Origin of the sequence: Phreatobacter cathodiphilus (assembly GCF_003008515.1) — a bacterium.
Lineage (GTDB): Bacteria > Pseudomonadota > Alphaproteobacteria > Rhizobiales > Phreatobacteraceae > Phreatobacter > Phreatobacter cathodiphilus.
This window is the reverse complement of the sequence record NZ_CP027668.1, coordinates 4,179,445-4,191,791: the sequence shown is the minus strand read 5'-3', so window position 1 is coordinate 4,191,791 and position 12,347 is coordinate 4,179,445. Positions and strand designations below refer to the sequence as shown.

The 12,347-nt window shown below is 70.3% G+C and carries 11 protein-coding genes; 6 read left to right on the top strand and 5 right to left on the bottom strand.

Features of this window, described 5'->3' with window-relative positions:
- Nucleotides 1-78: 78 nt before the first annotated feature.
- Together C6569_RS20130 and C6569_RS20125 are read left to right on the top strand one after the other, a co-directional pair.
- Nucleotides 79-924: a Bax inhibitor-1/YccA family protein gene (locus tag C6569_RS20130; protein ID WP_106750537.1), complete on the top strand. Its 846-nt coding sequence runs from the start codon at nucleotides 79-81 to the stop codon at nucleotides 922-924.
- Nucleotides 925-1,094: 170 nt separating this feature from the next.
- Nucleotides 1,095-1,949, top strand: coding sequence for a hypothetical protein (locus C6569_RS20125; RefSeq protein ID WP_146144855.1), 855 nt, complete (start codon nucleotides 1,095-1,097; stop codon nucleotides 1,947-1,949).
- A 9-nt stretch (nucleotides 1,950-1,958) separates the two neighbouring features.
- Here C6569_RS20125 and prmC read toward each other — a convergent pair whose 3' ends face one another.
- The 4 genes from prmC to C6569_RS20105 all read right to left on the bottom strand — a co-directional run bounded on the left by prmC (nucleotide 1,959) and on the right by C6569_RS20105 (nucleotide 7,579).
- Complete coding sequence (gene prmC, locus C6569_RS20120; RefSeq protein WP_106750535.1) at nucleotides 1,959-2,828, bottom strand: peptide chain release factor N(5)-glutamine methyltransferase; 870 nt, start codon at nucleotides 2,826-2,828, stop codon at nucleotides 1,959-1,961.
- Nucleotides 2,825-3,901 carry a peptide chain release factor 1 gene (gene prfA, locus C6569_RS20115; protein WP_106750534.1) on the bottom strand — a complete coding sequence of 359 codons (1,077 nt, stop codon included), beginning with the start codon at nucleotides 3,899-3,901 and terminating at the stop codon, nucleotides 2,825-2,827. The genes prmC and prfA overlap by 4 nt, the downstream gene beginning before the upstream one ends.
- Entirely contained in the window at nucleotides 3,901-6,165 is a 2,265-nt protein-coding gene (ptsP, locus tag C6569_RS20110) for a phosphoenolpyruvate--protein phosphotransferase (protein ID WP_106750533.1), read from the bottom strand. Before ptsP ends, prfA begins: the two co-directional genes overlap by 1 nt.
- 175 nt (nucleotides 6,166-6,340) lie before the next feature.
- Entirely contained in the window at nucleotides 6,341-7,579 is a 1,239-nt protein-coding gene (locus C6569_RS20105; RefSeq protein ID WP_106750532.1) for an aspartate kinase, read from the bottom strand.
- Nucleotides 7,580-7,706: 127 nt separating this feature from the next.
- Here C6569_RS20105 and ubiG point away from each other — a divergent pair, with 127 nt between their 5' ends.
- The 3 genes from ubiG (at nucleotide 7,707) to C6569_RS20085 (ending at nucleotide 10,735) form a co-directional block, all read left to right on the top strand.
- On the top strand, nucleotides 7,707-8,459 hold the full coding sequence (ubiG, locus tag C6569_RS20100) for a bifunctional 2-polyprenyl-6-hydroxyphenol methylase/3-demethylubiquinol 3-O-methyltransferase UbiG (RefSeq protein WP_106750531.1): 753 nt from the start codon (nucleotides 7,707-7,709) through the stop codon (nucleotides 8,457-8,459).
- Nucleotides 8,460-9,053: 594 nt separating this feature from the next.
- Nucleotides 9,054-9,269: a cold-shock protein gene (locus C6569_RS20090; protein WP_106751165.1), complete on the top strand. Its 216-nt coding sequence runs from the start codon at nucleotides 9,054-9,056 to the stop codon at nucleotides 9,267-9,269.
- A 227-nt stretch (nucleotides 9,270-9,496) separates the two neighbouring features.
- On the top strand, nucleotides 9,497-10,735 hold the full coding sequence (locus C6569_RS20085; protein ID WP_106750529.1) for a ubiquinone biosynthesis hydroxylase: 1,239 nt from the start codon (nucleotides 9,497-9,499) through the stop codon (nucleotides 10,733-10,735).
- A gap of 3 nt (nucleotides 10,736-10,738) precedes the next feature.
- Here C6569_RS20085 and C6569_RS20080 read toward each other — a convergent pair whose 3' ends face one another.
- Nucleotides 10,739-11,266 carry a gamma-glutamylcyclotransferase gene (locus C6569_RS20080; RefSeq protein ID WP_106750528.1) on the bottom strand — a complete coding sequence of 176 codons (528 nt, stop codon included), beginning with the start codon at nucleotides 11,264-11,266 and terminating at the stop codon, nucleotides 10,739-10,741.
- A 91-nt stretch (nucleotides 11,267-11,357) separates the two neighbouring features.
- On the opposite strand from C6569_RS20080, the gene C6569_RS20075 reads away from it, so the two are divergent.
- Nucleotides 11,358-12,347 carry a DUF2125 domain-containing protein gene (locus C6569_RS20075; RefSeq protein WP_181313828.1) on the top strand — a complete coding sequence of 330 codons (990 nt, stop codon included), beginning with the start codon at nucleotides 11,358-11,360 and terminating at the stop codon, nucleotides 12,345-12,347.

Sequence of the window (12,347 nt, the reverse complement as noted above, 5' to 3'; positions counted from 1 at the left end):
CCATGGCGTCAGCCATATTGCGTTGCGGATGACGGGCCCGTCGTGGCCCGTCCTGAGGGGAAAGCCAGAGGTTCTTCCATGTCGCACTACGATCCGAATGCCCAGGCCTATGGCGGCTACGGTTATGGCCAGCCGACGGCCGTTCAGCAGGCCCAGATCGACCAGGGCCTTCGCTCCTACATGGTCGGCGTCTACAACTACATGATGATCGGCCTCGCCATCACCGGCATGGCGGCGCTCGGCATCTACATGCTCTCGGTCACCGGCGACGCCTCGCTGGCGCAGCAGACGGCGCGCGGCGCCCTGCGCGTCTCCGGCGGCCAGTACCTGACGCCCTTCGGCGCCTTCCTGTTCACGAGCTGGTTCAAGTTCGTCGTCATCCTCGCCCCGCTGGGCGTGGTGATGCTGCTGTCGTTCCGCGCCGACCGTCTGAGCGCTCCCGCCGCCCAGATCACCTTCTGGGTTTATGCGGCGCTGGTCGGCGTCTCGATGACCACGATCCTGCTGGTCTATGCCCACACCTCGGTCGCCCGCGTGTTCTTCATCACGGCCGCCTCCTTCGGCGCGCTGTCGCTCTGGGGCTACACGACCAAGCGTGACCTCTCGGGCATGGGCACCTTCCTGATGATGGGTCTGTTCGGCCTGATCATCGCCATGCTGGTGAACATCGGCATCGCCGCCTTCACCGGCACGCCCTCGACCATGCTGCAGTGGATCATCTCGGTGGTCGGCGTGCTGATCTTCGCGGGCCTGACCGCCTACGACACGCAGAACATCAAGAACGAGTACATCTACAGCCTGGCCTATGCCAATGACGGGTCGCTGGTGCAGAAGGCCGCCATCTTCGGCGCCCTCCAGCTCTACATCGACTTCGTCGGCATGTTCCAGTTCCTGATGTCCCTGCTCGGCCAGCGCGACCAGTAAGCGCCAGCCCATCCGGCATCCCCGATCGAACGATCCCCCGGCCCCGCGGCCGGGGGATTTTGTTTGTGCGGACGGCAACAGGGGAAACGGGCGGCCGGGTCGGCCGACATGAGGCCGATGAGGCCGTCGGCGACAAGGGGTCCATCGCCCTCCTCACCCCGGACCGCCCGATGACCGCCCGCCGGCTCCTCACCTGCCTCGCCCTCCTCACCACCCTCGTGTGCCCCGCCGGCGCGCGGGAGCTCGGCCAGGCGCCGCAACTGCGCATCCTCGGCTTCTCCGCCGACGGCCGCTATTTCGGCTTCGAGCAGCAGGGCGGCGACGGCGTCAACGAGAAGGGCGCCTTCGCCCTCGACGTGGTGGACGCGACGACCGGGCGCTCCGCCCGCGGCTTTCCGCGCGGCGTCACGCAGGTCGCCTGGGACAGCGAGGCGAGCGATCCGCGCCGCACCGCCATGCGCGGCTTCCGCTTCTCCGAGGACGACGAGGCGAGCGCCAGCACCGCCGCGGTGCGCCGTTGGGCGCGCGGCGTGACGCAGGCTCCGCTCCGCGCCCTCAGGCTCACCGATCCCGGCCGGCGCCTCGGCGGCCAGGCCCTCACCGACCTCACCGAGACCTCAGGTCCCGTGCGCGTCATGGCCGAGCCCGACATCATCGGCACCCACCCCGGCACGGCGATGAAATACACGGTCACCGCCCGCATGCCGGTGCCGGAGGACCCGGACCTCGCCTGCCGCGAGCGGGCCACCGGCGAGGCCCATACGCTCACCGTGACGCTGAAGCCGGAGATCCCCTCCTGGGACCCGGAGGCGGCGACTCGCGCGCCCAAGGCCTTCCGCGAGCGGAGCGTGGCGCTGCCCTTCATCCTGCCGCCGAAGACCTGCCTCCACCAGGTGCGGGTCACCGACGTCTATCGCAGCGAGAATGGCCGCAGCATCGCCGTGGTGATGGCGGTGACCTTCGACGTCGGCTTCACCGACTCGGCCGAGTATCACGCCACGATCTTCGCCCTCGGGGAGGACTGAGGCATCGCCTCAGCCGGCGGCACCGTCCTGTCGGAAGACGAGGGCGCGGGGAATGCCGGCGAGGTCGGAGGCGAGCCGCCGCAGCCGGAAACCGCAAGCGCAGGCGATGGCGGTGACATCCGGCGCCTGGCCGATGCCGATCTCCAACGCGACGTGGCCGCCCGGCTTCAGGACGCGGCCGACGCCTGAGAAGATGGCGCGATAGGCGTCGAGCCCGTCGACGCCGCCGTCGAGGGCGAGGCGCGGGTCGTGCAGCGCCACTTCCGGTGCGAGGGCGTCGCAGTCGCGGGCGGGGATATAGGGCGGATTGGAGACGATCAGGTCGAAGGCGCCGGCGAGCCCTTCCGTCCATCGCCCCTCGGCGAAAGTGGCGCGGTCGTCGAGGCCGAGGGCCCGGGCGTTGGTCCGGGCCGCCTCCAGCGCCTCGGGCGAGAGGTCGACGCCGAGGCCGCGCGCCTGCGGGCGCTCGGTCAGCAGGGTCAGGAGAACCGTGCCGGGTCCGACCCCGAGATCGAGGATCTCGGCCCGCTCGCCGGGCGGCAACAGGCGGAGCGCCGCGTCGACCAGGGCCTCGGTGTCGTCGCGCGGCACCAGGCAGGCGCGGTTGAGGGCGAAGTCGAGGCCGTGGAAGGCGCCCTGGCCGGCGATGCGGGCGAGAGGCTCGCGCGCCAGGCGCCGGGCCGCGAGACCGGAGGCGCAGGCGGCCTCGCCGGCGTCGAGGCAGGTCTCGGCCGCCATTCCGGCGAGAGCCGCATCGCGGCCGGTGGCGAGCTTCAGGAGATGCCGGGCCTCGGCGCCGGCATCGTCGATGCCCGCCGCCGCCAGCCTGTCCGCGAGGAGGCGCCGCGCCGCGGCCAGGGTCGTGCCGGCGGGGATCACGCCGCCGTATCCAGCGCCAGGAGACTCGCCTGATGGTCGGCGATGAGGGCGTCGACGATCTCGCCCAGCGCCGTCCCGGCCATGATCTCCGGCAGCTTGTACAGCGTCAGCTCGATGCGATGGTCTGTGACCCGCCCCTGCGGGAAATTGTAGGTGCGGATGCGCTCGGAGCGGTCGCCGGAGCCGACCTGAAGCTTGCGGTCCTCGGCGCGCGTCGCGGCGAGGCGGCGGCGCTCCTCGTCGAAGATGCGCGAGCGCAGGATGGCCATGGCCCGCGCCTTGTTCTTGTGCTGGGAGCGCTCGTCCTGGACGAGCACGACGGTGTTCGTCGGGATGTGGGTGATGCGTACCGCCGACTCGGTCTTGTTGACGTGCTGGCCGCCGGCGCCCTGGGCGCGCATGACGTCGATCCTGAGGTCGTCCTCGGCGATGGCGACGTCGACCTCCTCGGCCTCGGGGAGGACGGCGACGGTGGCCGCGGAGGTATGGATGCGGCCGCCGGACTCGGTCGCCGGCACGCGCTGCACCCGGTGGACGCCGCTCTCGAACTTCAGCCTCGCATAGGCGCCGGCGCCGCGGATCTCGGCGACGATCTCCTTGTAGCCGCCGACCGTGCCCTCGCTCGCGGAGATCAGCTCCATGGTCCAGCCCTGCAGGGCGGCATAGCGCTCGTACATGCGGAAGAGGTCGCCGGCGAAGAGCGAGGCCTCGTCGCCCCCGGTTCCCGCGCGGATTTCGAGGATGGCGTTCTTGGCGTCGGCCGCGTCCTTCGGCAGGAGAGCGAGGCGGAGCTGGTGCTCGAGCCCGGCGAGCTTCTCCTCCAGCGCCGGCTTCTCCTCGTGGGCGAGATCGGCCATCTCGCGGTCGGTGGCGGGGTCGGCGAGGAGCTGCTCGACGTCGGCGAGCTCGGCCTGCGCCGTCCGGTAGGCGTTGATCGCCTCGACGACGGGCGTCAGTTCGGAGAACTCCCGCGACAGCGCCACATAGCGCTCGCCCTCGACGCCGGCGGAGAGCTCGGCCTCGACGAGATCGCGGCGGACGATCAGCGCCTGGAGCTTGGCGAGCGGCAGCATCAGAGGGTCACGCCCTCGGCTTCGGCGAAGTCGCGCAGGCGCTGGCGGATCGAGGCCCCCGGGCGCGGCTGGTCGATGAGGTCGTCGAGCAGGGCGGCGAGGCGCGCCAGGTCGAGCTCGAGCAGCATGGACTTCACCGGCCCCATGGCGGCGGGCGACAGGGACAGGGAGCGATAGCCGAGCCCCGCCAGCATCATGGCCTCCAGGGGGCGCGAGGCGAGTTCGCCGCAGAGGGTGACGAGCTTGCCGTGCTCCCGACCCTTGCGGGCGAGCAGGCGCAGAGCGCGGAGAATGGGGGGCGAGAGCACGTCGAAGCGGTTGGCGACGCGGCTGTTGCCGCGGTCGACCGCGAACATGAACTGGACGAGGTCGTTGGAGCCGACCGAGAGGAAGTCGACGCGCGGCAGAAGCTCGTCGAGCTGGAACAGCAGGGCCGGCACCTCGACCATGACGCCGATCTGCACGCGGTCCGGCATGCGGTGGTCGTGGCGCCGCAGGTGGGTCAGCTCGCGCTCGACGATGGCCTTGGCGGCGTCGAACTCCTCCACCGCCGCCACCATCGGGAACATGATGCGTACCTCGCGCCCGGCGCCGGCGCGCAGCATGGCGCGCACCTGGCTGCGCAGCAGGCCCGGACGGTCGAGGCCGAGGCGGATCGCCCGCCAGCCCATGGCCGGGTTCTCCTCCTGGATGACGTCCATGTAGGGCAGCACCTTGTCGCCGCCGATGTCGAGGGTGCGGAAGGTGACGGGCCGTTCGCCCGCCGCATCGAGCACCTTGCGGTAGAGGTCGAGCTGCTCGGCGGTGCGCGGCAGGGCGTTGGCGACCATGAACTGCAGCTCGGTGCGGAACAGGCCGATGCCGGAGGCGCCGGTCTCCTCGAGGAAGGGCAGGTCGACCATCAGGCCGGCATTGAGGTTGAGCTTGATCTCGACGCCGTCGCGGGTCACCGCCGGCAGGTGGCGGATGGCGGCGTACTGGGCCTGGCGGCGGGCGCGGAAGCGCACCTTCTCGGCATAGGCGCTCTCGACGTCGCTCGTGGGCCTCAGGTGCACCTCGCCGGTGGCGCCGTCGATGATGATGGCGTCGCCCGGATCGGCGAGGCTGGTGACGTTCGCCGCCTGGCCGACGGTCGGGATTCCCAGCGCCCGGGCGACGATGGCCACGTGGCTGGTGGCGCCCGCCTCCTCCAAGACGAGGCCGCGCAGGCGCGAGCGGTCGTAGTCGAGCAGGGCGGCCGGCCCCATGTGCCGCGCCACGACGATGGCGTTGTCCGGCAGGTCCATGCGCACCTCGCCCTTGTCGCCGGTGAGCTGGCGCATCAGGCGGTTGGCGAGGTCGTCGAGGTCGTGCATGCGCTCGCGCAGATAGGGGTCGGTCTGGCGCATCATGCGGGCGCGATTGTCCGACTGGACGCGCTCCACCGCCGCCTCGGCGGTGATGCCGGTGCCGATCGCCTCCTTCAGGCGGCGCACGAAGCCGCGGTCGTGGGCGAACATGCGGTAGGCTTCGAGGATGTCCTTGTGCTCGCCGCCGCGGGCGACGTCCTCGGCGTCCAGCATGTGGTCGATCTCGGCGCGCAGGGCCTCGATCGCCGCCTCGATGCGGACGAGTTCGCGGGTGGGATCGTCGGCGATCAGCTTGGTGACCTGGATGCGCGGCTCGTGCAGCACCACGTGGCCGAGGCCGACGCCCTCGGCGAGGCCTTCGCCGGGCAGGTGCAGCGGACGGCGGGCGGCGGGCTCCTGGCCGGGCGGGGCGAGCGCCGAGAGCTCGCCCGAGGCGATCATCTCCGCCAGCACCATCGAGGTGGTCTGGAGCGCCTCGACCTCGTCTTCCTCGTATTTGCGGTGCGCGCGGTTCTGCACGACGAGGACGCCGAGCGTGTTGCCGCCGCGCAGGATCGGCACGCCGAGGAAGGAGTGGAAGATCTCCTCGCCCGTCTCCGGCTTGAAGGAGAAGGAGGGGTGCTCCTGTGCGTCGGAGAGGTTCAGCGATTCGGCGGTCTGCGCCACCATGCCGACGAGGCCCTCGCCGGCGCGCATGACCGTGTGGTGGACCGCCTCGCGGTTGAGGCCCTGGGTGGCATAGAGCTCAAGGGTTGAGTCGACGCGCAGGACATAGACCGAGCAGACCTCGGCCACCATGTTGGCCGCGATCAGCACCACGATCTTGTCGAGGCGTTCCTGCGCCGAGATCTGCTCCGCCATCACCTCGCGGAGGCGGCGGAGCAGGAGGCGCGGACCGCCGAATGCGGGGCGCATCGGCATCGTCACGATCTGGGCGTCAGCCCGTTCCTCAGCATAAGACGCGGCGAGCCTCCGCCGCTGAACCCACCATTAAGGTGGTGATGGCGGTTTGCAAAGCCGGCCGCAGGCAACCTGCGGTCCGCGCCGCGACGGGACGGGAGGGCCGGGCGGGGCGCCCCCGCCGCGACGGTCACGCCGCCTTGTCCAGCCCGTAGAGCGTGTGGAGCGTGCGGGCGGCGAGCTCGGTATAGGCGGCGTCGATCAGCACGGAGAACTTGATCTCCGAAGTGGTGATGGCGCGGATGTTGATGCCCTTGTCGGCCAGGGCCTTGAAAGCCTTTGCCGCGACGCCGGCATGGGAGCGCATGCCCACCCCGATGCAGGACACCTTGACGACGTCCGAGGCGGTCTCGAGCGCCTTGAAGCCGACGGCCTCGCGCGCGTCCATCAGCACGTGGCGGGCCCGCTCGAGGTCGGCGCCCGGACACGTGAAGGTGATGTCGGTGGTGGCGCCGTCCGAGGAGACGTTCTGGACGATCATGTCGACGTTGATGTTGGCCTCGGCGAGGGGACCGAAGATCGCGGCGGCGACGCCCGGCTTGTCGGCGACGGCGCGCACGCTCACCTGGGCCTCGTCCTTGGAGAAGGCGATGCCGGTCACGACCTGCTTTTCCACGATTTCCTCCTCGTCGCAGATGAGCGTGCCGCTCTGCGGATTGTCCGGATCGTCGAAGGAGGATCGGACATAGGTGCGCACGCCATGGATCATTGAAAGCTCGACGGAACGGACCTGCAGGACCTTCGATCCCAGCGAGGCCATTTCCAGCATCTCCTCGAAGCCGACCTTGTCGAGGCGGCGAGCCTTCGGGACGATGCGCGGATCGGTCGTGTAGACGCCGTCCACGTCGGTGTAGATGTCGCAGCGCTCGGCGCGGATCGCCGCGGCGACGGCGACGGCCGAGGTGTCCGAGCCGCCGCGGCCGAGGGTGGCGATGCGGCCGCTCTCGCGGGTGACGCCCTGGAAGCCTGAGATCACCGCCACCTCGCCGGCCGCGAAGGCGGCGTCGAGATTGGCCGAGGGAATGTCGGCGATGCGGGCGACCGAATGGGATTCGTCGGTGACGATCGGCACCTGCCAGCCCTGCCAGGAACGCGCCTTGATGCCCATGGCGGTCAGCACGATGGCGAGGAGGCCGGAGGTCACCTGTTCGCCGGCGGCGACGACGGTATCGTATTCGGCGAGGTCGTAGAGGGGGGCCGCCTCCTTGCACCAGGCGACGAGCTCGTTGGTCTTGCCGGACATGGCGGAGACCACGACGGCGACCTGGTAGCCGGCCTCCACCTCGCGTTTGACGTGCCGCGCGACGTTCTTGATGCGGTCGACATTGGCGACGGACGTGCCGCCGAACTTCATCACGAGGCGAGGCATGGTTTCAAAAGCGATCCGGCGCCGGCGGCGCCCCTTGGGTCAAAAAGGCGCGTATCCATAACCATCGATCGGATGTAAGGCAACGCGGGAGACCACCCGCCCGACGAATGCCGAGGATCGGAAGCCCATGCGCCCGACCGAGACGCCCACCCCCAGCACGCTAGACCCCGGCGAGGTCGACAAATTCTCCCGGCTCGCCGCCGAATGGTGGAACCCCGCCGGCAAGATGGGCGTGCTGCACAAGTTCAACCCGGTGCGGCTCTCCCATATCCGCGAGATGGCCTGCGCCCGCTTCGGCCGCGACCGCAACGCCCTGGACGCCCTCGCCGGCCTCACGGTGCTCGACATCGGCTGCGGCGGCGGTCTCCTGTGCGAGCCGCTGGCGCGGATGGGGGCGACGGTGACGGGCATCGACCCGGCCCGCACCAACGTCGAAACCGCCAGGCTGCACGCCAAGCTCTCGGGCCTGTCCATCGACTATCGCTGCACGACGGCGGAGGAGCGCGCGGCGGCGGGAGAGCGGTTCGACATTGTCCTCGCCATGGAGGTGGTGGAGCATGTCGCTGATGTCGGCCTGTTCGTGAAGGCCTGCGCCACGCTGGTCAAACCGGGCGGCCTTCTGGTCATGGCGACAATCAACCGCACCATGAAGAGCTATGCCCTCGCCATCGTCGGCGCCGAATACGTGCTGCGCTGGCTGCCGCGCGGCACCCATGAATGGGACAAGTTCGTCACGCCGGAGGATCTGGCCCGGGCGATGGTCGAGAACGGCCTCGCCGTTAACGACCGCAAGGGCGTGCGCTACGACCTGCTGCGCGACCGCTGGGTGGAGACCGACGATCTCTCGGTGAACTACATGATCACCGCCGGGCGCGGCTGAGCGCGCTCTCGTCGCAGTGGACGGCGGCGACGGGGCTGATAGTCTCCCGTCCCATGCGCCCCGCGGTCATGGTTCTCATCGCCGTCCTCGTGGCCGCCCCCGGAACGGCGGCGCAGCCGCTCGGGCCGGAGCCGGCGACCCCTTCGCCCGAAATCGCCCAGCGCCAGCCCTTCACGCCGGGCCCGCCCGTCACCCTGCCCCCCTGCACCTGCCGTGCGGCCGGCAAAAGTTGGGTCGTCGGCGAAACAATCTGCCTCAAGACCCCCGGCGGCGAGCGCCTGGCGATCTGCACAACCGACGAGAATGTTACAACGTGGCGTATATCACCTGTCCCATGCGCCACATCTTCTTTGCGTCCGTATAGATCCGCCCTCCTGACGCAGGGAAACACACGCTGATTCAGCAAAAAGGGGGCTGTGCAGTCCGAAAAATCCGAGTTACGCTTCTTTCCGGCTCTCAGGTCCGGGCGGCAAGGATCTGGCGGCGATCCGGTTCCACCATGGCGCCGGAGCATCGCGGATATTTCCTGGTCCGGAGCTCTAGCAGGTTCGCAATCGTGCGGAACCGGCAGTGCATTCGGAAAGGCTGACCGGCATGTCGATGACGGGGACCGTCAAGTTCTTCAACACAGAGAAAGGCTACGGCTTCATCAAGCCGGACGATGGGGGCAAGGACATCTTCGTCCATATTTCAGCCGTCCAGCGCTCGGGGCTTGCCAGTCTGGCCGAGGGGCAGAAGCTCGAATTCGAGCTCGAGCCCGACAAGCGGGGCAAGGGACCGAAGGCGGTCAATCTCGCGATCCGCGGCTGAGGCCGGACCGACCGGCGCAGAGGCCTGCGCCGGCCGGGCATGGTCGCTGGGCGAGCCCGGCTCGCCGCAGCGTGACCTCGCCTGAGATCGCGGCCTCGCCTGAGATCGCGAGCCTGCCTGATCTGGCGCGCTCTGCCCGGGCCTTCGGCCGGTGCGGTCGCCGCATGCGAGGTCCGCGGGGACACGAGCCGATTTCCTCGCCCGGCGAAGTCCGCTAGGTTCGACCCATGAACCAGGAAGCGCTTTCGCCCGCCCGCACCGCCGTCCTCATCGCCGGCGGCGGCATGGCGGGATTGTCCCTCGCCGTCGCGCTGAAGTCGTCGCTCGGCCCCTCCTTTTCCATCACGGTCGCCGATCCCGCCCTCGCGACCCCGCCGGCCGATGTCGGCCGCGCCTCCGCCTTCGCGGCGGCGGCGCGTCGCATGTTCGAGGCGACCGGCGCGTGGGAGGCCATCGCGCCGGAGGCGCAGCCGATCCTCGACATGGTGGTGACCGACAGTCGCACCCTCGACGTGGTGCGCCCGGTCTTCCTGACCTTCGACGGCGAGGTGGCACCCGGCGAACCCTTCGCCCACATGGCGCCCAATGCCGTCGTGACCCGCGCCCTGTGGGAGCGCGCCAAAGCCCTCGGCGTCACCCTCGCCGCGAGTTCGGTGGCGGCCTTCGAGGCCGACGCCCACGAGACCCGCGTGACGCTCGCCGACGGTCGCGTCGCCTGCACCCCGCTGCTGGTCGCCTGCGACGGCGGACGGTCGCGCCTGCGCGACCTCGCCGGCATCCGCACCGTCGGCTGGGATTACGGCCAGTCGGGCATCGTCTGCACCGTCGGCCACGAGCACGACCACGAGGGCCGGGCGGAGGAGCATTTCCTGCCCGCCGGGCCCTTCGCCATCCTGCCGCTGACGGGCCGGCGATCCTCCATCGTCTGGACCGAGGAGAGCGGCCGCGCCGAGCGGCTCTGCCGGCTGCCGGCGGAACTCTTCCTCGACGAGCTGGAGACGCGGTTCGGCCATCGTCTCGGCGAGATCCGGCTCATCGACAAGCCCGCCGCCTATCCCCTCGGCCTGAAGGTCGCCCGCGACTTCGTCGGGCCGCGCCTGGCGCTGGTCGGCGACGCGGCCCACGTCATCCACCCCATCGCCGGCCAGGGCATCAACATGGGCTTCCGCGACGTGGCGGCGCTGGCCGAATGCATCGCCGACGCCGCCCGGCTCGGCATGGACCACGGCGCGGGCGACGTGCTCGACCGCTACCAGCGCTGGCGGCGCTTCGACACGGCGGTGATGGGCGTCACCACGGACGGGCTCAACCGGCTGTTCTCCAACGGATCGCAGCCGCTGCGTTTCGTGCGCGATCTCGGCCTCGGCCTCGTCGACCGGATGCCGGGCCTGAAGAGCTTCTTCATCCGCCAGGCGGCCGGGATCACCGGCGAGGTGCCGAAACTGCTGCGGGGACAGACGCCCTGAGGCTCACAGCCGTCCGGCGAGCCAGTGCAGGTCGCGGTCGCGGAAGCCCATCTCCTCGATCGCCCGGACCGTGTTGATCACATAATCGGGATTGGCGCCGGACCGGCCGTGGCCGTGGCGGACGATGTGGAGCTGGCGGTCGAGCGGCAGGCGCCCGGCATACTGGATGTGGCCGCGGTCGACGATATAGGTCAGCGCCCGGACGCGGGCCCGGTCGGGACGCTCCAGGGTGATGTTGCGATAGACCTCGAGGTAGACGGAGGTCGCCTGCTCGCGCTCGCGCAGATAGGCGATGGTCTCTTCGGCCTTGGCCGCGGCGACCCGAAAGGCCATGCCGCGGCAGGTGCCGCCGCGGTCGAGGCCGAGGACGAGGCCGGGCTGTTCGGGCGTACCGCGATGGACGTGCGAATAGACGCAGAGCGAGCGGTGCAGACCGACCAGCCGCGCCGGATGGCGCTCGACGAAGTCGAAGCCGGGGCGCCAGATCAGCGAACCGTAGCCGAAGACCCAAAGATCGCCGGATTCCTGCATGATGCGTCTTGACGGGGTGAGGGACGAGTCCTGCGGGTTCTGCTATAGACCCAGCCCTGCCAGCGCAAGCATTCCCGCCGGACGGAGCCCCATGCGACCACGCACCATCATCCTGCCCCTCGCCATCGTCGGCCTCGCCATCGCCGGATGGAGCGGCGTCTGGGCCTGGGGCTCGAACCGCGCCGAGGACGCCGTGCAGCGCTGGCTGGCGGCGGAGGCGGCCAACGGCCGCGTCATCCAGTGCGGCGAGCGGGCGCGCGGCGGCTATCCCTTCCGCATGGAGATCACCTGTTCGAAGCCGATGGTGGAGCTGCGCGACGAGGCGCGGCCCTACCAGACCTACCGGTTCGAGACGCTGAAGGTGGTTTCGCAGATCTGGAGCCCCGGCCACGTCATCTCCGAATGGACCGGGCCGATGACCGTGGTGACGGAGGGCGACCCCTCGGTGACCACCGCCACCTGGCGGCTCGCCCAGGCCTCCGCCCAGTTGCAGATCGGCGGCTACGACAGCTCCAACGCCGTCATCGACGGGCTCGAGGTGGTGCGCGACGGCGTGGTGCTGGTGAAGGCGGCGCGCAGCGAGCTGCATACGCGCCCGAACCGCACCGACCCGGTCAGCGTCGACGTGGTGGCGAGCCTGAAACAGGCGACCTTCGCCGCCCGTCCCATGGCGCCGGTGGATGCGGAGATCCAGTTCGTCGCGCGCAAGCTGCTGCGCACGCCGAGCCGGCCGCAGGTGCTGCCGGTGCGCCAGTGGATGGCGGCGGGCGGGGCGGTGGACCTGGTGCTGCTGCGCCTCGTCCAGGGCCCGGCTCTGGCGGTGGCCAAGGGCTCGCTGCGCCTCACCCCCGAGGGCAAGCCGGACGGCGAGATCGAGTTGCGTGTGGCCAATGTGGAGGCGGCGCTGCAGCAGACCGGCCTCGGCGCCACGCTCGGGCCGCTGGCGGCGGGTGCCATGACCATGGCGAGCCGCCCGACGGAGGTCGAGGGCAAGCCCGGTCGCATCTTCACCCTGCGGGCGGCGGACGGACGTTTGCAGGTCGGGCCGCTGCGCATCGGCCTTCCCACCATCGTTCCCTGA